Origin of the sequence: Longispora albida DSM 44784 (genome assembly GCF_000379825.1) — a bacterium.
GTDB classification, from domain to species: domain Bacteria; phylum Actinomycetota; class Actinomycetes; order Mycobacteriales; family Micromonosporaceae; genus Longispora; species Longispora albida.
In genome coordinates, this window is sequence record NZ_KB903833.1 from 539,430 (window position 1) to 560,533 (window position 21,104).

The following is a 21,104-nucleotide window of genomic DNA, read 5'->3' on the forward strand; positions in this document are numbered from 1 at the left end:
CCAGTGTATGGGGCGGCCCCGGTCACACCCTTGCGCGGGCCGTGCAGAATGTGGGCTGACGAGCGGATGCGGCACGGGCGTCGATACGACACAATCAGGCCCGCTACGCATGATCGGCCCCGGAAGGACCCAGCGTGACCACACCCCAGTACGGCCCTGGGTGGCAGCCCCAGAACGATGGGCAGCAGCCGGGCTACGACCCCTACGCCGTCCCGCAGCAGCCCGGCCAGTACGACCAGCAGCAGCCGGTCCAGTACGAGCAGCCGTACACGGCACCGGGGTACGACCCGTACGCACAGCCCCAGCAGGGCTACGACCCCTACGGCCAGCCCCAGCAGTACGACCAGTACGGCCAGCCGATGTCGGCGCCGCCCGTCACGGGCGTGCCCTACCAGCAGCAGGGCCCGTACGACCAGACCTACATCGCCCCGCCGCCCGCCAAGAAGTCGTCCAGCAAGGTCGGCTGGATCGTCGGCGGCATCGTGATCGCGCTCGTGCTGGTCGCGGGCTGCGGCGCCGGCGTGTGGTTCCTCACCCGTGAGACGGTGAAGAGCACCACGGGCACCGGCGGCGGTTCCGGTGGCGGCGGCAGCACCGACGGCAAGTACAAGTACACGTCCGACCTGTGCCAGAAGATCAGCACGACGGACGTGCAGAGCGTGCTGGGCACGGTGGACGGCACGCCGGAGCACCGCGCCGCCGACTACGGCTCCTCGCTGTACAAGACGACCTCGTGCTCGATCAAGTTCAAGTCGGAGAAGAACAACTCCGCGAACCTGAGCATCGACGTGAAGCTGAACAACACGCCGACGAAGGCCAAGGAGACGTACGCCTCGCAGAAGAAGTACGACGACGGCCGCAGCGAGAGCAACCGGACGCAGAGCGCCGTCTCCGACCTCGGCGAGCAGGCCTACCAGGTCGTGACGAAGCGCGACTACTCGTCCTTCAAGAGCGTGACCTACGAGGTCACCATCCAGGACAGCAACCTGGTGATCGGCCTGCGGATGAACGGCACGTTCAACTCCTACGACGAGGCCACGCTCACCACGAAGCTGAAAGCCCTCGCCAAAGCCACAATGGACGGGTTGAAGTAACGTCCTGCGAAACAGCCCAGCTCACGGTTGTGAGCTGGGCTGTTTTTGATTTTTGTACCTGCGGCGGAGTCCTCATTCGCCGCCGGTGTCACCCTTGCTGGTGTTGCGCGGGGCGTAGCGGTCGACGTACTCCTGCCCGGTCAGCCGGCGGATCTCGTCCATCACCTGGTCGGTGACGGCGCGGACGATGTGCTTGTCGCGTTCCATGCCCTCGTACCGGCCGAAGTAGAGCGGCTTGCCGATCTTGATAATGACCTCGGCGCGCGGGTCCGGCATCGCCTTGCCGATCGGCTGGGCCACGTCGGTGCCGATCAGGCCGATCGGGATCACCGGCACCTTGGCCTCCAGTGCCAGGCGGGCCACGCCGGTCCGGCCCTTGTAGAGGCGGCCGTCGGGCGAGCGGGTGCCCTCGGGGAAGATGCCGTGCAGGCCGCCGTTCTGGAGGACGGGCAGCGCGCGCTTGAGGGCGTCCACACCGGCCCGGCCGCCGGAGCGGTCCACCGCGATCTGGCCCATGCCCTTGATCAGCGCGCCACGGGCCCAGCCCTTGATGCCCGGCTGCATGAAGTACTCGGCCTTGGCCATGAAGGCGATCGGCCGGGGTACGACGAGCGGCAGGTAGAGGTGGTCCGACACCGACAGGTGGTTGCAGGCGAGGATCGCCGGACCCGAGCGCGGGATGTTCTCCAGGCCCTCGGCACGCGGGCGGAGCACGCCTCTCAGCGGGGCCCCGACAACCACCTTCGCCATCCTGTACAGCGCCGTCACTCAAACCTCCCAGGTCACCGTGCCCCGACCACTCTAGGCAGCGGATGTTTCCTGATTGCTTCGGCCCCGTGCGACGTGGGACCCCTCATGTCGCTGTCACGACGTGAGGGGTCCCACGATCACTTACGCCCGGGTGGCGGCGACCTTCACGTGGATGGTCTCCTCGCCGGCCTCACCGGCGAAGCCGCCGGCGGCCTCACCGAGCGCGACCTCGGTCGCCAGGGTCTCCGAGGCGATGAAGTCCCGGTGGGCCTTCACGGCGTTGGAGACGACCTCGGAGGCCTGCACGACCAGGCTGATCCGGTCGGACACGGCCAGGTCGGCCTCACGGCGGGCCTGCTGCACGACGCGGACGACGTCGCGGGCCAGGCCCTCAGCTGCCAGCTCCGGCGTGACGTGCACGTCGAGGACGACCACGCCGTCGGCCAGCGGCGCCGAGTGCTCGGCGTCGGCGGCCACCAGCTTCAGCTCGTACTCACCCTCCAGCAGCTCGACCCCGCCGGCGGTGACGGTCTCGCCGGACACGGACCACTCCCCTGCCTTGACGGCCTTGATCACGCGCTGGACGTCCTTGCCGAGGCGCGGGCCGAGTGCCTTCGGGACCAGGCTCAGCACCTGCTCGCAGTAGGCGCCGAGCTCCGGGGTGAAGACGACCTCCTTCACGTTGACCTCGTCGGCGACCAGGTCGGCGAAGGGCCGCAGTGCCCCGGCGCGCGGCGTGGCCACGGTGAGCGTCTGGAGCGGCAGCCGGACCCGCAGGCCGGTGGCCTTGCGCAGCGACAGCGCCGCCGAGCAGACCTCACGGACCGAGTCCATCGCGGACGCCAGGGCCGCGTCGGCCGGGTACTTCGCGGCGTCCGGCCAGTCGGCCAGGTGCACGGAGCGCCCGCCGGTCAGGCCCTTCCAGATCTCCTCCGTCACGTACGGGGCGAGCGGAGCCATGACCCGGGTCAGCGTCTCCAGCACCGTGTACAGCGTGTCGAAGGCGTCGGCCTCGCCCTCCCAGAACCGGTTGCGGGACCGGCGGACGTACCAGTTCGTCAGCGCGTCCAGGTACGTGCGGACGGTGCCGCACGCGCCGGAGACGTCGTTGGCGTTCATCTGGGCCGTGACGGTGTCCACGAGGTCACGCGTCTTGGCGAGCACGTACCGGTCGAGCAGGTTCTCCGAGTCCGTCCGCCAGGTCGCCTCGTAGCCGGAGGCGTTGGCGTACAGCGAGAAGAAGTACCAGGTGCTCCACAGGGGCAGGAGGACCTGCCGCACGGAGTCCCTGATCCCGCTCTCGGTCACCGACATGTCGCCGCCGCGCAGCACCGGGGACGACATGAGGAACCAGCGCATCGCGTCCGAGCCGTACTGGTCGAACATCTTGTAGACGTCCGGGTAGTTGCGCAGGCTCTTGGACATCTTGCGCCCGTCCTCGCCGAGGAGGGTGCCGTGCACGACGGCGCTGCGGAACGACGGCCGGTCGAACAGCGCCGTGGCGAGCACGTGCATCGTGTAGAACCAGCCACGCGTCTGCGCGGTGTACTCCACGATGAAGTCACCCGGGTAGTGCGACTCGAACCAGTCGGCGTTCTCGAACGGGTAGTGCACCTGGGCGAACGGCATCGAGCCGGACTCGAACCAGCAGTCCAGCACGTCGCTCGTCCGGCGCATCACCGACTGGCCGGTCGGGTCGTCCGGGTTGGGCCGGGTCAGCTCGTCGATGAACGGCCGGTGCAGGTCGGTGACCTTGACGCCGAAGTCGTGCTCCAGCTCGGCGAGCGAGCCGTACACGTCCAGGCGCGGGTAGTCGGGGTTGTCCGACTTCCACACCGGGATCGGCGAGCCCCAGAACCGGCTGCGGCTGATCGACCAGTCCCGCGCACCCTCCAGCCACTTGCCGAACTGGCCGTCCTTGATGTGCTCCGGCACCCAGGTGATCTCGCGGTTCAGTTCGAGCATCCGCTCCTTCACCTTGGTGACGGCCACGAACCAGCTCGACACGCCCTTGTAGACCAGCGGGGTGTCGCAGCGCCAGCAGTGCGGGTAGGAGTGCACGTAGGAGTCGTGCCGGAGCACGGCGCCACGGGACTTGAGCTCGGCGATGATCGGCTTGTTGGCCTCGAAGACCTGCAGGCCCTGGTAGTCGGGGACGAGCGAGGTGAACTTGGTGTGGTCGTCCACCGTCATCACGGTCGGGATGCCCGCCGCGGTACACACGGCCTGGTCGTCCTCACCGAAGGCCGGGGCCTGGTGCACGACACCGGTACCGTCCTCCGCCGACACGTAGTCGGCCGCCAGCACCTGGAACGCGTTGCGGCCACCGGCCTCGACCAGGTACGGGAACATCGGCTCGTAGCGCAGGCCTGCCAGGTCGCGGCCCTTGACCATGGTGACGGGCTCGGCGTCGGCCAGCTCCTTGGCGTAGGCGCCGAGGCGGTCCTTGCCCAGCACGTACCGCTCGCCGCCGAGGGAGACGACGACGTAGTCCAGCTCGGGGCCGACCGCCAGCGCCAGGTTCGACGGGAGGGTCCACGGGGTCGTCGTCCAGACCAGCATCTTCGCGCCGTCCAGCTCGTGGCCGGGTGCGGTCAGGGTGAAGGAGACGGTGAGGGCCGGGTCCTGGCGGTCCCGGTACACGTCGTCCATCTTGGTCTCGGTGTTCGACAGCGGGGTCTCACAGCGCCAGCAGTAGGCCAGCACGCGGTAGCCCTCGTAGACCAGGCCCTTCTCGTACAGGGTCTTGAAGGCCCACATGACGCTTTCCATGTAGTTCAGGTCGAGCGTCTTGTAGTCGTTGGCGAAGTCCACCCAGCGGGCCTGCCGGTTGACGTAGCGCTCCCACTCGCTGGTGTACTTCAGCACCGAGGCCTTGGTCGCCTCGTTGAACTTGTCGATGCCCAGCGCGAGGATCTCGGCCTTCGTGGTGATGCCGAGCTGCTTTTCCGCCTCGACCTCCGCGGGCAGGCCGTGGCAGTCCCAGCCGAACCGGCGCTCGACGCGCTTGCCGAGCATCGTCTGGTAGCGCGGCACGACGTCCTTGACGTACCCGGTCAGCAGGTGACCGTAGTGCGGCAGGCCGTTGGCGAAGGGCGGCCCGTCGTAGAAGACGAACTCGTCGTCAGCCGGACGCGCGTCGATGCTCGCCTGGAAGGTCTTGTCGGCCCCCCAGAAGTCGAGGATGCGCTCCTCCACCTGTGGCAGGGCGGGGCTGGCTGGGACGTTCTGTCCGTCCTTGGGGTACATGTCCATACCTCTCGCATGGGCCGTCAGCTCCGATGCGAGGACGCGGTCACCCGCGCGGTACCACCCCGCTTGGCGACCCCGGCCGGATGGCTGGCGACGCCCGCTCGTTCTTCGGCTGTGACGGGCCGGCCCCGTCCGGTTCTACTGGGGGACCAGGGTCCCTGTTCTTCCGGAGGCTCGCCGGTGATGGCCGGGTCAAAGCCTGTACGGCAATGGTAACGGCAGGCCCAAGTTCTTAACGTCAGCGGTACCGCCAGCTGGTCAGCGCCAGCCCGTGACCGTCGGGATCCTTGAACGAGACCGACCACAGCTCGAGCATCGCGGTGCTGGCGACGGCGCGCGGGCGCTGGAGGAACCGGACACCCTTCCCGCGCAGGTCGTTGTACACCGTCTCGACGTCATCGACCTCAAGGTTGACGTGGGCGAGGCGCGGGCCTTCCGGCTTGGCGTCGTCGAGCTGGCGGAGGAGCAGCTTGGCGTCGCCGGCGGCCAGGATCGCGGCGCCACCGCCGGAGTCGAGTTCGGTGAAGCCCAGCTTGTCGCGGTAGAACTCCAGCGAGCGGGGCAGGTCGGAGACCATCAGGCTCACGCCGACGCCCTGGATCGCGGCCGGCCCGGGGAGGAACAGGTCCTCGTCCTCGTCCCCGCCCTCGCCTGTCTCGTCCTCGGCGAGGGTGGCCTCGTAGCTGGCCCGGCCGGCGGTGAGCACGCCCGGGTGGAGCAGCCGGCCGGCCAGCCCGACCGGCTCACCGTCCTCGTCCTCCACCGGCTGGCCCCAGCGAGCCTGGTCGAGGGGCCGGGGCTCCCGCCTCGGCAACGGCAGCTTCGCGGCGTCGGGCTCGTCCTTCCCGGGCGGCTCGGCCTTCTTGCTGTCCAGCCCCGGCCCGCTGTCCGGCTCGGGCCCGCGCGGCTCCGGCACGGTCACCGCCGGGGCAGGCGGGGCCAGAGGCGGGGTCACGAAGTCCGCGAGGTCGAACTCCGGCAGGTCGAGCGGCGTGAACTCCGGTAACACGAAGGGCGGGATGATCGGCGGCGCGGGCTCGTCCGGTAAGCCAGCCTTGCCGGAAGGCCCCCCGGCACCCGGGCGCTCGGCCGGAGGCGGTGCCGCTGCCGGAGACGAAGACGGGGACGCGGCCGGGCGCTCCGGCGCGGGCGGGAACTCCTCCAGCGGCTCGCTCTTCCGGGGCGCCGAGGGCGCGCTGGCCCGGGAGGAGGCCGGTGGGGCGCTCATCGGCTTGGCTGGCCCCATTTCCTGGGGGTCCACTGTGGCCGTCTCGACTGGACTGAAGAGTTCCTCCAGGTAGGAGCCTAGTTCGTCGTCGCGCTGCCGGGACTTCGCCGCCTCCTGCGCCCGGCTGGTCAGCCGCGTGACGAACTCCGCGTCGGCCACGGCTCCGGCCCCGGGCAGCTTGTCCCAGCGGATCGTCACCTGGCGCGGGTCGGACCGCAGGACGTGCACGGGCAGCTTGTCGCCCTTGGCCGGCCACTTGGCGGTGGGGACGTTCTGCGCGTACACAGTCTGGCGGGTCGACGGCATGCCCGGCGCCTCGATGACCACCTGGAGCTCGCACCGCCCGGTCGTGTGCCCGGCAGGCGCGGTACTGGCGCTGATCACCCGGGCGCTGCCCTCGACCACCCGCCGGCCGCCGGACGGGGCGATCGAGTTCATCAGGTGGTAGGCGATCGCGCCCACCGCGAGAGCGACACCGGCCCAGAGCACGGCCTCGCTGCCCGTCCCCGCGCTCGCCGCCAGCACGAAGACGGCCGCCAGCGGCAGGCCCACCCCGATCAGGCTGCGCGCATGGGACGAGTGAGAGGAGCCATCCGACACTTTCGGCCTCCTGGAGTCTTGAAGACCAGGCTAGGGGCGTAGGTCTCTTTTCGGAAGGTCGTGACCGGCGGAACATGTGACACCTGATTGATCGGGGCCGCTGCCAGCGGTGCCCTCACCCACAGTTACCCTGCATCCGGAAAGCCGTACTTTCTTCCAGGAGGTCTGCCGTGTCCGAGCGCACGCTCGTACTCATCAAGCCCGACGCGGTCCGCCGCGGCCTGATCGGTGAGGTGCTGGCGCGCTTCGAGCGCAAGGGCCTGACCGTCGAGGCGATGGAACTGCGCACTATGGACGCCGAGCTGGCGGACGCGCACTACGCAGAGCACGTCGCCCGCGACTTCTACCCGCCGCTCAAGGCCTTCATGACCGGCGGCCCGCTGGTCGCGCTGATCCTGGCCGGCGACCAGGCGATCTCGGTGGTCCGCGCGCTGACCGGCGCGACCGACGGCCGGGCGGCCGCTGGAGGCACCATCCGGGGCGACCTGTCGCTGTCCAACCGGGAGAACCTGGTGCACGCCTCCGACTCCGAGGACTCGGCCAAGCGTGAGATCGCGTTGTGGTTCCCGGGGCTGTAGTTCCCAGCCACTGAGCGTCACAGTCTCTCAACGACTGACGGCCCGGACATCGCGTCCGGGCCGTCAGTCTTTTTCACAACCCTGATTTTGTACTGGTGAGCACTCAGCCCCCCAGCACCGTCTTCCGGACGTGCAGCACGTACAGCCACAGGCCCAGGAACAGCACCCCGACGACGGCCACGCTCCACTGGAACAGGCCGCAGGCGATCACGAGCACCTGGAGCACGGTACCGGCGTGCCAGCCCCACGGCTTGCGGAGCGTTCCACAGAGGACGAAGCTGAGCAGCGACAGGACCAGCATCGCCGCCACACCGCCCGAGCTGAGCGAGCCGCCCATCGTCTTGATCGGCATGATCGCGAGGAGCAGGACGATGCCCTCGATCACCAGGGTGCCCGCGCCGACGCCACGGACGGCGGCACCCGGGTTCCGTAAACCGGAGGGCTGCTCTTCCGTCTCCATCGGCTCTTCCCCGGTCACGGCTTCTTCCTCACCAGGAGCTTGCGGGCGTCGGCGACCGTCATCACCGAGCCGGTGATGATCAGGCCGATCGCGCCGAGGGAGACGTCCTCGCGGGACTCGGCCTCGGCGATGGCCACCTCGATCGCGTCGGCCAGGTGCGGCGCGGTCTGGACCCGTTCCGCCCCGAAGATCTCCTCGGCGATCGGCTGGATCTTACTCACCGGCATCGCCCGATCGGAGCTGTTCACGGTGAGGACGATGGCGTCACAGACCGGCTCCAGCAGTTCGAGCATGCCGGACACGTCCTTGTCGCCGAGCGCGGCGAACACGGCCACCAGCCGGCCGAAGTCGAACTCCTCGGCCAGGGCCTGCGTGGTCGCTGCCATGCCCGCCGGGTTGTGCGCGGCGTCGAGCAGGATCGCCGGCGCGTTGCGGACCTTCTCCAGCCGGCCGGGCGACGTCACCTGGGCGAAGCCCTCGCGGACCACCTCGATGTCCAGCGGGCCCTTGTCCTTGCCAGCCCCGAGGAAGGCTTCCACTGTGGCCAGTGCGAGCGCGGCGTTCTGCGCCTGGTGCGCGCCGTGCAGCGGCAGGTAGATCTGGTCGTACACCCCGCCGAGGCCCTGGACCTGGAGGACCTGGCCGCCGACGGCGAGGCCGCGCTGCGCCACGTAGAACTCGTGACCCTCCCTGGCGACCGTCGCGCCGACCTCGGCGCAGTGCTCCAGGATGGCCTCCATCGCCTCCTCGGGCTGCTGGGCGCAGACCAGCGTCGCACCCTCCTGGACGATCGCGACCTTCTCCCAGGCGATGTCGGCGACGGTGTCGCCCAGCCACTCGGTGTGGTCGAGGCCGATCGGCGTGATCACGCACGTACCGGCGTCGAGCACGTTCGTCGAGTCCGAAGCCCCGCCCAGCCCGACCTCGACCACGGCCACGTCGACCGGCGCGTCGGCGAACCCGGCCAGCGCCAGCGCCGTCGTCATGTCGAAGTACGTCATGGTCTCGGGGTGCCGGGCGTCGATCAGCGCCGCGAGCGGGGCCACGTCGTCGTAGATCTCGACGAAGCGTTCCTCGGAGACCATCTCGCCGTCGATCGTGATCCGCTCGCGCACGGTCTCCAGGTGCGGGCTGGTGTAGCGGCCCGTCCGCAGCCCGTGCGCCCGGAGCAGCGACTCGACCATGCGCGCCGTGGACGTCTTGCCGTTCGTGCCGGTCAGGTGCACCGACCGGTACGCCTTCTCCGGGTTGCCGAGCGCGTCGAGCAGCTCCCGGAGCTTCGACCGGTCGAACACCATCCGGGAGAAGCCCCGGGCCAGCAGCTCTGCGTCGACCTCGGCGAACCGCTCGGAAGGCTTCACAGCCCGCTGGGCGTCGGCGAACTCCATCCCGGCTCGCAGGATCCTCTTGCGTTCGTCGTCACTCACCAGACTGCTGCCTTCCGAACTGCTCGCATCGTTGTCACGCTCACGCAGCGCTGGGCTGCTCTTCCTCTTCCTCGCCGTTCTCCTGGTGCACGCCGGTGGCGTTGGCGGCACCATCAGCCACCGGCCCGCTGACGAAGGACGCGACCTCGCTCACGAGGTCGGCCGCACCCCGCACCACGCCGCCGACGACGTCGGCTACCGCTTCGGCCAGATCATCGATCAACTCAGCTTCTCCAATGCCGCCGCGATCCGGGCCAGCTCGGCCTCCGCCGCCGCAAGCCTGGACTTGATCTTGTCAACCACATGGTCGGGCGCCTTGCCGAGGAACTCGGCATTGCCCAGCTTGGCCCGGCACTGCGCAGCTTCCTTCTCGGCGGCCGCCTGGTCCTTGACCAGCCGGGCCCGCTCGGCCGCCACGTCAATAGTGCCCCGGGTGTCGATCTCCGCCGACAGCCCGCCGGTCAGGCTCAGTGTGGCGCTGGCCTCGAAGTCCTCGCCGGGCACGTCGAGCTTGGCGAGGTTACGGATCAGCGGCTCGTGCTCGGTGACGTTCACCCGGGCCGCCACCCGCTGGCTGGGCTTGAGGCCCTGGTCCGAACGGAACCGGCGGACCTCGGTCACGACGTACTGGAGCGTGGCCACGCTGGCCTCGGCAGCCGGGTTCGCGAGCTTCGGCTCGTGGGCCGGCCACGGGGCCGTCACGACGGTGTCCACGCCGGTCAGCGCCGTCCACAGTTCCTCGGTGACGAACGGGATGACCGGGTGCAGCAGGCGGAGCAGGGTGTCGAGGACCTCGCCCAGTACCCGCTTGGTGGCCTCGGCCTCCGGGCCCTCGGCGAAGAGCACCGGCTTGGCCAGCTCCAGGTACCAATCGCAGACGTCGTCCCACGCGAAGTGGTACAGCGCGTCGCAGGCCTTGGCGAACTCGTACGTGTCGAAGGCGGTGTCGACGGCCGCGACGGTGGCGTGCAGCCGGGACAGGATCCAGGCGTCCACAGTCGACAGCTCGGCCGGCAGGTCACCCTCGACGTGCGCGCCGTTCATCAGGGCGAAGCGGGTCGCGTTCCACAGCTTGTTGCAGAAGTTCCGCGAGCCGGCCGCCCACTCGTCGCTGACCGCCACGTCGGCACCGGGGTTGGCGCCGCGGGCCAGGGTGAAGCGGGTCGCGTCGGCGCCGTACCGCTCGACCCAGTCCAGCGGGTCGACCACGTTGCCGAAGGACTTCGACATCTTCTTGCCGAACTGGTCGCGGACCATGCCGTGCAGGGCGATGGTGCCGAACGGCGGGGTGCCGTCCATCGCGTACAGGCCGAACATCATCATCCGGGCGACCCAGAAGAAGAGGATGTCGTAGCCGGTGACCAGCACGCTGGTCGGGTAGAACTTCTCCAGGTCGGCGGTGCGGTCCGGCCAGCCCAGCGTCGAAAACGGCCACAGGGCGCTGGAGAACCAGGTGTCGAGGACGTCGGTGTCCTGCGTGTACCCGGCCGGGGGCTGCTCGTCCGGCCCCACGCACACCACGTCGCCGTCCGGGCCGTAGTAGACCGGGATGCGGTGGCCCCACCACAGCTGGCGGGAGATGCACCAGTCGTGCATGTTGTCGACCCAGGCGAAGTACCGCTTGGACAGCTCGGCAGGCTCGATCTTCACCCGGCCGTCGCGCACCGCGTCGCCGGCGGCCTGGGCCAGCGGGCCCGTCTTCACGAACCACTGGAGCGACAGGCGGGGCTCCACAGTGGTGCCACACCGCGAGCAGTGCCCGACGGAGTGGTTGTACGGCCGGACCTCCTTGACGATCCGGCCCTGCTCGCGCAGCGCGGCCACGACGGCCGGGCGCGCCTCGTACCGGTCGAGGCCGAGGAACGGGCCGTGCGCCGTGATGATGGCGCGCTCGTCCATGATCGTGATCGACGGCAGGCCGTGCCGCTGGCCGATCTCGAAGTCGTTGGGGTCGTGCGCCGGGGTGACCTTCACACAGCCGGTACCGAAGGACGGGTCCACGTGCTCGTCGGCGACGATCGGGATCTTCCGGCCGGTCAGCGGCAGCTCGACCTCGGTGCCGACCAGGTGCCTGTACCGCTCGTCCTCCGGGTTCACCGCGACGGCGGTGTCGCCCAGCATGGTCTCCGCCCGGGTGGTCGCGACGACGATCTCGTCGCTGTACCGGATGTAGACCAGCTCGCCGTCCTTGTCGGAGTGCTCGACCTCGATGTCGGACAGCGCGGTCAGGCAGCGCGGGCACCAGTTGATGATGCGGTTGGCCCGGTAGATCAGGCCGTCGTCGAAGAGACGCTTGAAGATGGTCTGCACAGCCCGCGACAGGCCCGCGTCCATCGTGAACCGCTCACGCGACCAGTCGACGGAGTCACCGAGCCGCTTCATCTGGCCCAGGATCGCGCCGCCGGACTCGGCCTTCCACTCCCACACCTTCTCCAGGAACTTCTCCCGGCCCAGGTCGTGGCGGCTCAGGCCCTCGGCGGCCAGCTTGCGCTCGACGACGTTCTGGGTGGCGATGCCCGCGTGGTCCATGCCGGGCAGCCACAGGGCCTCGTAGCCCTGCATGCGGCGGCGGCGGATCAGGGTGTCCTGGATGGTGTGGTCCAGCGCGTGCCCCATGTGCAGGACACCGGTCACGTTCGGCGGGGGGATGACGATGGCGTACGGCGGCTTCTCACTGCTCGCGTCCGCTTCGAACAACCGATCGTGTACCCACTGCGCGTACCGGCGCGCCTCGACGTCTGCTGGCGGGTACTGGGCTGGCAATTCCTTCGTCACCTTGGAGAGTTTACGGAGTGCTAGAGTCACCGATTCCGGCCCCACCCCTTACCCACACACCCCTTGGGAGCCTCGCGATGAGCCAGCCCGGCCAGTACCCGCAGCCAGGCCAGCCGTACGGTCAGCCACAGCAGCAGCCATACGACCCCGCTCAGGGCTACCAGCAGCCGGGGTACGCCCAGCAGCCGGAGTTCGGGCAGCCGCAGCCGGGGTACGGCCAGCAGCCAGCCTACGGCGGCTACGACGCCCCGGCCGGCGCTCCGCAGTACGACCAGCCGGCCTTCGGCGGGCCGGAGCAGCCGCCGCTGAGCTTCACCCCGCCGCTGCCGCCGAAGAAGCGCAGCACCGGCAAGATCGTGCTGATCGTCCTCCTCGTCCTGTTCGTGGTCTGCGGTGGCCTGGGTGCCGTCTTCGCGCTGCCGGTGATCAGCCAGCAGGGCGCGACGATCGCGCTGCCGGACAAGGTGGCCGGCCTGTCCATCCAGAAGGACGCCAACTCGCAGAAGATCACCGACGCGGCGGTCAAGTCGATGGAGAAGTCGGTCGGCGGGCACAAGAGCGTCGCGGCCCTCTACAACGGTGGCGGCGGTAACACCGACCTGGTCATCTTCATCGGCGCCACCGGCATGAACCTGTTCGTGTCCAGCCAGCTCGACGACGCGTTCAAGGAGATCAACGCGACGGACATCGAGACGTACAAGCCGACCGGCGACCCGGCCAGCGAGATCCGGTGCGGCAACACGAGCGTGACCGGCAGCAAGGGCTCGGTCTGCATCTGGGCCGACCACGGCAGCCTCGGCTTCGCGATCTTCATGGCGAAGGACAAGGCGAAGGCCGCTCCGGCGTTCCTCGAGATGCACAAGACGATGCTCAAGCGGTAACACCTGAACGTTCACCGGCCCGGGACCACCACTGGTCCCGGGCCGGTTCCGTCTCCGGCCACCGCCGGCCGGGTTATGCTGCCGCGATGGTGAACGACGAGGGTGCCGAGCCGGAGCGCCCGGCGCTCCAGGTCAAGAAGGTCGCGCTGATCGCCGGCGGCGTCTTCGCCGTGATCGTGCTGATCAGCGGGATCATCTGGGGCCCGACCGCGTGGCGCATCCTCCAGGAGAAGGACCCGGAACTGTCCACTCCCGACACCGCCGCCGGGCTGACCCTCGACACCACACCCCCGGGCAAGGCCACCGCCGCTGACATCCAGGCAGCGCTGTCGGCCCCGGTCCAGTTCGACAAGACCATCGGCGGCGTGTACCGCGAACCAGGCTCCACCACGCGATCAGTGATCGTCATGGCCGGGCAGGCCATCTTCTCCGACCCGGCCGAGCCGCTCGACAAGCTCTTCGCCGTCATCACCGACACGGCCGGCGGCGTCTCGGCCAAGCGCGACGTCGATCCCGGCCCGCTGGGCGGCGAGGCCCGGTGCGGCGTCACCCAGATCGACGCGGCCGCCGTACCCGTCTGCGGCTGGGCCGACCACGGCAGCGCCGGCCTCCTCCTCTTCCCCGGCCACACCCCCGAAGAGGCGCCCGCGAAGTTCGCCGCACTTCGCTCAGCCATCCAGCACCGATAAGTGATCGTGGGACCCCTCATGCTGCTATAGCGACATGAGGGGTCCCACGATCATGGTGAGCAGGAGTTACAGCGTGAGCCTGCGGTTGGCGAGGCTTGGAAGCTCGGCGCGCACCTGGTCCAGGCGGGCCCGGTCGATGTCGGCCACCGTCACGCCCACGACGTCCGGGGCCTGGGCCACCACCGTGCCCCACGGGTCGATGATCATGCTGCGGCCGAAGCAGGTCCGGCCCGGGTCGTGGTCGCCGATCTGGCCGGCCGCGATCACGTAGGACTGGGACTCGATCGCCCGGGCGCGCAGCAGCACCTCCCAGTGGTCGCGCCCGGTGTGCAGCATGAAGGCCGCCGGCACGACGATGACGTTCGCGCCCTGGTCGGTCAGCCGCCGGTACAGCTCGGGGAACCGCAGGTCGTAGCAGATCGACAGGCCGAGCGTCGCGCCCTCAACCTTGGCCGTGACGACCTCGGTGCCCGGGGCGACGGACTTCGACTCGTGATAGGACACCCGGCCGGGAAGCTCCACATCGTAGAGATGGATCTTCCGGTACGCGGCGGCCAGGTTGCCCGAGCGGTCGAACAGCAGCGACGTGTTGTACGTGTGCTCGGCGTCCGGCCCGGTCTCGTGGAAGCTGCCGGCGTGCACCCACATGCCGAGCTCGCGGGCCGCGTCGGCGAAGAACTGGCCGAACGACCCGTCGACCGGCTCCGGCTTCGGCGGGTTGTGCCCGAGATGGTCGACGTACTCGGGCAGCACGGCGAGGTCGGCACCCCGGTCCGCGGCGTTCTCCAGGAGCCGCCGGGCGACCGTCAGGTTTGCTTCCCGATCGTCACGGGAGTTGAGCTGGCACACTGCGATCCGCATACCGCCGATCCTATGCCGCCGCGAGCCGGTGGGCCGAGACTCCGAACGCTCACATTCGGGCCACGACCACCGTCGCGTCCCGCTCCTCGCAGTGCAGGACCTCGGTGGTCATGCCCTGGCTGGCGAAGACCTCAGCCGTACCCGGTGCCTGCCCCTGACTTGTCTCGATCAGCACGTGTCCCCCGCTGGCCAGCCACGCGCGTGCTCCGGCCGCGACCCGGCGCTGGACGGCGTACCCGTCGGCACCGCCGTCGAGCGCCTCCCTGGCCTCGTGCAGGCGGGCCTCCGGCGGGAGCAGGCTGATCGCTTCCGTCGGCACGTACGGGGCGTTGACGACGAGGATGTCCACGCGGCCGTGGAGTGTGGACGGGAGGGGCTCGTACAGGTCACCGCAGTAGACCCGTCCACCGCGGACGTTACGGGCCGCGCAGGCCACGGCGGCCGGGTCGATGTCGGCGGCGTGGACGTCGAGCCCCGGGACGGCTTCGGCGAGCGCCGCGCTCAGCGCCCCGGTACCGCAGCACAGGTCGAGAACCACCGCACCGGGCCTGGCCAGCGCGACCGCGCACCCCGCCAGGAACTCCGTCCGCCAGCGCGGCACGAACACGCCCGGGTCGACCTCGATCCGCAGCCCGCAGAACTCGGCCCAGCCGAGCACGTGCTCCAGTGGCTGCCCGGCGACCCGGCGGGCCACGAGCCGTTCGAGCTCGTCAGGTACGGGAGCGGCGGCGATCAGCAGGGCGGCCTCGTCCTCGGCGAACACACAGCCGGCGGCGCGCAGCCGGGCGACGACACCGGCCTCGGCGAGCGGAGAAAACGACGCGGCCTCAGGGAAGGAGGAACGAACCGCGGAAGGAAGAACGGGAGTAACAAGCATGGAGAACCTCCGGAGAACCGAGGGTGCTCCCGCGGCCACCTATCCCCGGTGCGCCGCCAGACCGTGAAGGGAGAGCACCCGGCCAGCTACAGCGGTAATGGGTCTCACCTCCCCGGTCCGGGTCCCCGGCAAACGGGAACCACATGGTGCACGACATGTCCCCCGGATCACCGGAGAACTCACGCCAGGCTTTCCGATCTTGCGGAGAACTCATGGCACGCGGACGCTACCCGAACCCGCCCGCGCGCCGCAACTACCGTTCTGCCGCTGGCTCAGGCCGACTTGTCCCTGCGGACCGTCGTCGGCCCGGCGTTGCGCAGGTCACGCGGGATGATCGTCGGATTCACGTTCTCCCGGACGACGGCCCTGGTGATCTCGACCCGGGCGACGTCGGAGCGGCTGGGCACCTCGTACATCACGGGGAGCAGGACTTCCTCCATGATCGCGCGGAGGCCGCGGGCACCCGTGCCGCGCAGCAGCGCCTGGTCGGCGATCGCCTCCAGCGACTCCTGGTCGAAGGTCAGCTCGACGCCGTCCAGCTCGAACAGCCGCTGGTACTGCTTGACGAAGGCGTTCTTCGGCTCGCTCAGGATCTTGATCAGGGCGGTCCGGTCGAGGTTGCGCACGTTGGTGATCACAGGCAGCCGGCCGATGAACTCGGGGATCAGCCCGAACTTCAGCAGGTCGTCGGGCATGACCTGGTTGAAGATGTCGTCGGCTGACACCTCGTCCTTCGACCGGATCTGGGCGCCGAAGCCGAGGCCCTTCTTGCCGATCCGCTGCTCGATGATCTTGTCCAGCCCCGCGAAGGCACCACCGCAGATGAACAGGACGTTCGTCGTGTCGATCTGGATGAACTCCTGGTGCGGGTGCTTGCGGCCGCCCTGCGGCGGGACGTTGGCCGTCGTGCCTTCCAGCATCTTCAGCAGGGCCTGCTGGACGCCCTCGCCCGACACGTCGCGGGTGATCGACGGGTTCTCGCTCTTGCGGGCGACCTTGTCGATCTCGTCGATGTACACGATGCCGGTCTCGGCGCGCTTCACGTCGTAGTCGGCGGCCTGGATCAGCTTGAGCAGGATGTTCTCGACGTCCTCGCCGACATAGCCGGCCTCGGTCAGCGCCGTGGCGTCCGCGATGGCGAACGGCACGTTGAGCATCCGGGCCAGGGTCTGGGCGAGGTGTGTCTTACCGCACCCGGTCGGGCCGATCATGAGGATGTTGGACTTGGCCAGCTCGACGGTCTCGCCACCCGGCCGGTTACCGGTTGCCTCGGCCTGGATCCGCTTGTAGTGGTTGTACACGGCCACGGCCAGGGCCCGCTTGGCCTGCTCCTGCCCCACCACGTACGCGTCGAGGAACTCGGAGATCTCCTTCGGCTTCGGCAGCTCGTCGAACTTGACGTCGCCGGCCTCGGACAGCTCTTCCTCGATGATCTCGTTGCACAGGTCGATGCACTCGTCACAGATGTACACGCCTGGGCCGGCGATGAGCTTCTTGACCTGCTTCTGCGACTTGCCGCAGAAGGAGCACTTGAGGAGGTCACCGCCGTCACCGATTCGAGGTGCCACCTGCGTCACGCTCCCTGCGCTCAAGGTCTGCTACTGGCCCGGTCGGCGTCCGCGCCGCCCCGGTCGAGCTCTGCTGCTGGTCTCGCGGCTGGCCGGGGTGTGTCGCTGAGGGCTCCGGCCCGCCTTCGTTCGACGGTACCTGGTCGGGGGCACCAACCGTGCCCCCAAACCAGCAATAACTAGCTCACAGCCCGGACGGCCGCGCTCTTCTTGCGCGGGGCCTGGACGGTGTCCACCAGGCCGTACGCCTGAGCCTCGTCCGCCGTCAGGATCTTGTCCCGGTCGATGTCCCGGCGAACCTGCTCGACCTCCTGGCCGGAGTGCTTGGCGATCAGCTCCTCGAGGAGCGAGCGCATCCGCATGATCTCCTTGGCCTGGATCTCGATGTCCGAACCCTGGCCGTAGCCACCCTCGGTGGAGGGCTGGTGGATCAGGACCCGCGAGTTCGGCAGGGCCATCCGCTTGCCCGGCGTACCGGCCGCGAGCAGCACCGCTGCGGCCGACGCGGCCTGGCCGAGGCACATGGTCGCGATGTCGGGGCGGACGAACTGCATCGTGTCATAGATGGCCGTCATCGCGGTGAACGACCCGCCGGGCGAGTTGATGTACATCGTGATGTCGCGGTCCGGGTCAGCGGCCTCGAGGACCAGGAGCTGGGCCATCACGTCGTTCGCCGAGGCGTCGTCGATCTGCACGCCGAGGAAGATGATCCGCTCCTCGAACATCTTGTTGTACGGGTTGGACTCCTTGATCCCGTACGAGGTGCGCTCGACGAACGAGGGCAGGATGTAGCGGTTCTGCACGGGGGCGAACCCGGACGGCAGGTGAAGGTCCGACATGCTCATACCCCTCAGTTGGTCGTGCCAGCGCCGGCCGGCACCTGGGCCGCCCCGGTGATGACCTTGTCGATGAAGCCGTATTCCTTCGCCTGCTCCGCCGTGAACCAGCGGTCCCGGTCGGAGTCGGCGGCGATCTGCTCGATGGTCTGCCCCGTGTGGTGGGCGATCCGCTCGTGCATGAGGTGCTTCGTGTACACCATCTGCTCGGCCTGGATCGCGATGTCGGCAGCCGTGCCGCCGATGCCGCCGGAGGCCTGGTGCATCATGATCCGGGCGTGCGGCAGCGCGAACCGCTTGCCCCTGGTGCCGGCGCACAGCAGCATCTGGCCCATCGAGGCCGCCATGCCCATCGCCACGGTGGCGACGTCGTTCTTGATGAACTGCATGGTGTCGTAGATCGCCATGCCAGAGTAGACAGAGCCGCCGGGCGAGTTGATGTAGAGCCAGATGTCGCGCTCCGCGTCCTCAGCGGCGAGCAGCAGGAGCTGGGCGCAGATCCGGTTGGCGGACTGGTCCGTCACCTCGCTGCCGAGGAAAACGATCCGCTCCTTGAGCAACCGGTTGTAGACCGAGTCGTCCAGATTGCCGAGCGCCTCGGCCCCGCGTGCGACCGGGGAATGCAAGTCGGTCATGGCAGCCCTTCGCCGTTCGAGGGTTTTCTCTTGTACTAGCCGACCCTAGCCGGTGGCGCGGCCAAACCCGGGCCACGGAGGCTCGTTTTCGCTCGGCGCTGAAAAGCCGGAAACGACGCGGCGCGCGACCTGCGAAGAGGCCACGCGCCGCGTCTGACGCACACAGAATCCGGTTGTTACTCGGCCTCGGACTCGCCGGCCGTGGTACCGCGCAGGTCGTCGACCGTCAGCACGGCACCGGTCGAGTCGGTGATCTTGATGCCCTCGACGACCTGGGCCAGGGCCTTGCCCCGCCGCACGTCGCCATAGACGGCACCGGCCACGCCGGCCCGGACGAGCTGGTCGTAGTACGCCTGCGGGGCCTGGCCGGCCTGCTGGGCGCGGTGCACGATCTCCTGGCCGAACTCGTCGTCGGAGACCTCGACGTTGTTCGCGTCGGCGAGCGCGTCGAGCAGGAGCTGGATCCGGACGGCCTTGGTGGCCGACTCGGTCAGCTCGGCGTTCAGGCCCTCCTCGGTCTGCTCCTCGGAGGCGAGGTACTGCTCCAGGTCCGCGCCGACCCGCTCAAGCTGGCTGAGCATCGACTCCTTGCGGTGCTCGACCTCCTCGGCGACGACCGACTCGGGGGTCGGCACGTCGACGGCCTCGAGCAGCGCGTCGATCGCCTTGTCCCGGGCAGCCATGAGCTGCTCCATCTTCTTCACCCGGGTGAGCCGGGTGCGCAGGTCTGCCTTCAGCTCGTCGAGAGTGTCGAACTCGCTGGCCAGGCCGGCGAAGTCGTCGTCGAGCTCCGGGAGCTCCTTCTCCTTGACCTGGCCGATGGTGACGGCCACGTCGGCGTCACGGCCGGCGAACTCGCCGCCGACCAGCGCGGTGCTGAAGGTGGCCGACTCGCCGGCCGACAGGCCGACAACGGCCTCGTCGAGACCCGGGAGGAGCTGGCCGCTGCCGACCTCGTGGGAGATGCCGGTGGCCGAGCCGCCCTCGACGTCCTTGCCGTCGACGGTGGCGTGCAGGTCGAGGGTGACGTAGTCACCGTCCTGGACGGCCCGCTCGACACCCTTGAGGGTGGCGAACCGGTCACGGAGGCTGCCGACCTGCTCGTCGACCTGCTCGTCGGTGACCTGGAGCTCGTCGATCTCGACGGAGATCGAACCGAGGTCCGGGAGGGTCAGCTCCGGGCGGACGTCCACCTCGGCGGTGAACTTCAGCGGCTCACCGTCGGCGAGCTCCTCGACGTCGATCTCGGGGCGGCCGATCGTCTTGACCTCGTGCTCACGGACGGCTGCCATGTACTGCTCCGGCAGCGCCTCCTGCACGGCCTCGCTGAGCACCGCTCCCCGCCCGATCCGCTGGTCGATCACCGCAGCCGGAACCTTGCCCTTGCGGAACCCCGGGATGGAGATCTGCTGGGCCAGCGTCCGGTATGCCTTCTTCAGGCTCGGCTCGAGCTCAGCGAAGGGCACCTCGATGGACAGCTTCACCCGAGTCGGGCTCAGGGTCTCCACGGTGCTCTGCACTGGCGTACTCCTCAATTGATTGCTGTTGAGAGGGCTGACCGTCCGAGTTTAGACAGCAGCCGGGGACCACTCCCCGTCCGGGCACCCCGGACGGGGATAGATCACACGATGAGTCGGGATGACAGGATTTGAACCTGCGACCCCTCGCTCCCAAAGCGAGTGCGCTACCAAGCTGCGCCACATCCCGGCCGACCGGGGACGGAGCGCGGAGCACCAACCCGGTCGAACTTCCGGGAGTCTACCCGCTAAGCTTGGGGCGCGCTGCGGCGCATGCGGGCGTAGCTCAATGGTAGAGCCTCAGTCTTCCAAACTGATTACGCGAGTTCGATTCTCGTCGCCCGCTCACACAGCTCAGGCCCAGGTCAGGGAACATCTCCCCCGTACCTGGGCCTGAGTCGTCTGGTCACTGATCCGATCATCGGGATGTGCGCGGGCAGAGCCGGTCCTCCAGCGCCCTGGGCAGCGGGTAGACCCGTTCCGGGGGCAGCAGCCGCTGGGCCTCGGCGGCCCGGCCGCCCTGCGTCAGCGTCGCGGCCTTGCGGACCTGCGGCGTCAGGTCGGTGAGCCCGACGATCCACTCGTCGGTGAACGTGCGGATCAGCTGCCGGCTCACGCCGACCTGGATGCTGTAGTGGTTCAGGGCCGCGCCGCGCGCCGAACGCTCCGGGTCCCACTGCACGTGCACGGCCGCCTTGGCCACGAGCGCCGGGTCCGAGGTGGTCAGCACGGCCCGGGACAGGGCCTCCTCCCAGCCCTCGCGGGTGATGCGTACAGCGAGCACGCGTTCCTGTCCGGGCTTGCGGGCCCAGTTGCTGCGGTGCATCAGCCACAGGAACGAGGGCTTGATCCAGGTCATCCGGTGGAACGAGAACGGCTCGACGAACCGGCCAGCCCGCAGGGCCGCTTCGGCGATGGCCGGCGGGTACGCCTGGTAGACCACGATCGTGCGGGCGTCGTGGTCGGCACGGATCTGATACTGGGGCGCCATCCGCCGCACCCTGCCAGCCGTGCCGGAGCGCGGCGAGCCAATTTGCGCGCGCCCGGTTCCCGGGGTGCAAGGCGCCAAGATCAAG

General features: G+C 69.2%; 18 protein-coding genes and 2 tRNA genes. 5 read left to right on the forward strand and 15 right to left on the reverse strand.

The window, feature by feature from the left end:
- The first annotated feature begins 134 nt into the window (after nucleotides 1-134).
- Complete coding sequence (locus A3G1_RS0120175) at nucleotides 135-1,094, forward strand: hypothetical protein (protein ID WP_018351296.1); 960 nt, start codon at nucleotides 135-137, stop codon at nucleotides 1,092-1,094.
- A 72-nt stretch (nucleotides 1,095-1,166) separates the two neighbouring features.
- Here the strand turns inward: A3G1_RS0120175 and A3G1_RS0120180 are convergent, their stop codons facing one another.
- The 3 genes from A3G1_RS0120180 to A3G1_RS42120 form a co-directional block, all read right to left on the reverse strand.
- Entirely contained in the window at nucleotides 1,167-1,844 is a 678-nt protein-coding gene (locus A3G1_RS0120180) for a lysophospholipid acyltransferase family protein (RefSeq protein ID WP_040479012.1), read from the reverse strand.
- A gap of 141 nt (nucleotides 1,845-1,985) precedes the next feature.
- Complete coding sequence (ileS, locus tag A3G1_RS0120185; RefSeq protein ID WP_018351298.1) at nucleotides 1,986-5,099, reverse strand: isoleucine--tRNA ligase; 3,114 nt, start codon at nucleotides 5,097-5,099, stop codon at nucleotides 1,986-1,988.
- 235 nt (nucleotides 5,100-5,334) lie between these two features.
- The gene (locus A3G1_RS42120) at nucleotides 5,335-6,876 is read right to left on the reverse strand and encodes a VOC family protein (protein ID WP_018351299.1); all 1,542 of its coding nucleotides are present in this window, start codon (nucleotides 6,874-6,876) and stop codon (nucleotides 5,335-5,337) included.
- Between the two features lie 218 nt (nucleotides 6,877-7,094).
- Here A3G1_RS42120 and ndk point away from each other — a divergent pair, with 218 nt between their 5' ends.
- Nucleotides 7,095-7,502 (forward strand): nucleoside-diphosphate kinase, encoded by a 408-nt coding sequence (gene ndk / locus A3G1_RS0120195; RefSeq protein ID WP_018351300.1) that lies wholly within the window; start codon nucleotides 7,095-7,097, stop codon nucleotides 7,500-7,502.
- 103 nt (nucleotides 7,503-7,605) lie between these two features.
- Here ndk and A3G1_RS0120200 read toward each other — a convergent pair whose 3' ends face one another.
- The 4 genes from A3G1_RS0120200 to A3G1_RS0120215 form a co-directional block, all read right to left on the reverse strand.
- On the reverse strand, nucleotides 7,606-7,980 hold the full coding sequence (locus A3G1_RS0120200) for a DUF4233 domain-containing protein (protein ID WP_018351301.1): 375 nt from the start codon (nucleotides 7,978-7,980) through the stop codon (nucleotides 7,606-7,608).
- Nucleotides 7,977-9,350, reverse strand: coding sequence for a bifunctional folylpolyglutamate synthase/dihydrofolate synthase (locus A3G1_RS0120205; RefSeq protein WP_018351302.1), 1,374 nt, complete (start codon nucleotides 9,348-9,350; stop codon nucleotides 7,977-7,979). Before A3G1_RS0120205 ends, A3G1_RS0120200 begins: the two co-directional genes overlap by 4 nt.
- 79 nt (nucleotides 9,351-9,429) lie before the next feature.
- On the reverse strand, nucleotides 9,430-9,612 hold the full coding sequence (locus A3G1_RS0120210; RefSeq protein WP_018351303.1) for a hypothetical protein: 183 nt from the start codon (nucleotides 9,610-9,612) through the stop codon (nucleotides 9,430-9,432).
- Nucleotides 9,609-12,164, reverse strand: coding sequence for a valine--tRNA ligase (locus tag A3G1_RS0120215; RefSeq protein WP_018351304.1), 2,556 nt, complete (start codon nucleotides 12,162-12,164; stop codon nucleotides 9,609-9,611). The genes A3G1_RS0120210 and A3G1_RS0120215 overlap by 4 nt, the downstream gene beginning before the upstream one ends.
- A 77-nt stretch (nucleotides 12,165-12,241) precedes the next feature.
- Here A3G1_RS0120215 and A3G1_RS41480 point away from each other — a divergent pair, with 77 nt between their 5' ends.
- Together A3G1_RS41480 and A3G1_RS35780 are read left to right on the forward strand one after the other, a co-directional pair.
- Complete coding sequence (locus tag A3G1_RS41480) at nucleotides 12,242-13,045, forward strand: hypothetical protein (protein ID WP_018351305.1); 804 nt, start codon at nucleotides 12,242-12,244, stop codon at nucleotides 13,043-13,045.
- 86 nt (nucleotides 13,046-13,131) lie between these two features.
- Nucleotides 13,132-13,734 carry a hypothetical protein gene (locus A3G1_RS35780; protein WP_018351306.1) on the forward strand — a complete coding sequence of 201 codons (603 nt, stop codon included), beginning with the start codon at nucleotides 13,132-13,134 and terminating at the stop codon, nucleotides 13,732-13,734.
- Between the two features lie 66 nt (nucleotides 13,735-13,800).
- Here the strand turns inward: A3G1_RS35780 and A3G1_RS0120230 are convergent, their stop codons facing one another.
- The 7 genes from A3G1_RS0120230 to A3G1_RS0120260 form a co-directional block, all read right to left on the reverse strand.
- A complete protein-coding gene (locus tag A3G1_RS0120230) occupies nucleotides 13,801-14,595 on the reverse strand; it encodes a carbon-nitrogen hydrolase family protein (RefSeq protein WP_018351307.1) in 795 nt (264 codons plus the stop codon).
- A gap of 49 nt (nucleotides 14,596-14,644) precedes the next feature.
- Entirely contained in the window at nucleotides 14,645-15,472 is an 828-nt protein-coding gene (locus A3G1_RS0120235) for a putative protein N(5)-glutamine methyltransferase (RefSeq protein WP_051110592.1), read from the reverse strand.
- 272 nt (nucleotides 15,473-15,744) lie between these two features.
- Complete coding sequence (gene clpX / locus A3G1_RS0120240) at nucleotides 15,745-17,049, reverse strand: ATP-dependent Clp protease ATP-binding subunit ClpX (RefSeq protein ID WP_018351309.1); 1,305 nt, start codon at nucleotides 17,047-17,049, stop codon at nucleotides 15,745-15,747.
- 170 nt (nucleotides 17,050-17,219) lie between these two features.
- Nucleotides 17,220-17,879, reverse strand: coding sequence for an ATP-dependent Clp protease proteolytic subunit (locus A3G1_RS0120245; RefSeq protein WP_026212323.1), 660 nt, complete (start codon nucleotides 17,877-17,879; stop codon nucleotides 17,220-17,222).
- 11 nt (nucleotides 17,880-17,890) lie between these two features.
- Nucleotides 17,891-18,511, reverse strand: a complete 621-nt coding sequence (locus tag A3G1_RS0120250) for an ATP-dependent Clp protease proteolytic subunit (protein ID WP_018351311.1) — start codon at nucleotides 18,509-18,511, stop codon at nucleotides 17,891-17,893.
- 176 nt (nucleotides 18,512-18,687) lie between these two features.
- Entirely contained in the window at nucleotides 18,688-20,031 is a 1,344-nt protein-coding gene (gene tig / locus A3G1_RS0120255; protein WP_018351312.1) for a trigger factor, read from the reverse strand.
- 113 nt (nucleotides 20,032-20,144) lie between these two features.
- Nucleotides 20,145-20,218 (reverse strand) — tRNA-Pro (locus A3G1_RS0120260).
- An 85-nt stretch (nucleotides 20,219-20,303) separates the two neighbouring features.
- Here A3G1_RS0120260 and A3G1_RS0120265 point away from each other — a divergent pair.
- A tRNA-Gly gene (locus A3G1_RS0120265) sits at nucleotides 20,304-20,374 on the forward strand.
- 72 nt (nucleotides 20,375-20,446) lie between these two features.
- Here A3G1_RS0120265 and A3G1_RS0120270 read toward each other — a convergent pair.
- The gene (locus A3G1_RS0120270; protein ID WP_018351313.1) at nucleotides 20,447-21,019 is read right to left on the reverse strand and encodes a DUF4291 domain-containing protein; all 573 of its coding nucleotides are present in this window, start codon (nucleotides 21,017-21,019) and stop codon (nucleotides 20,447-20,449) included.
- Between the last annotated feature and the right edge of the window lie 85 nt (nucleotides 21,020-21,104).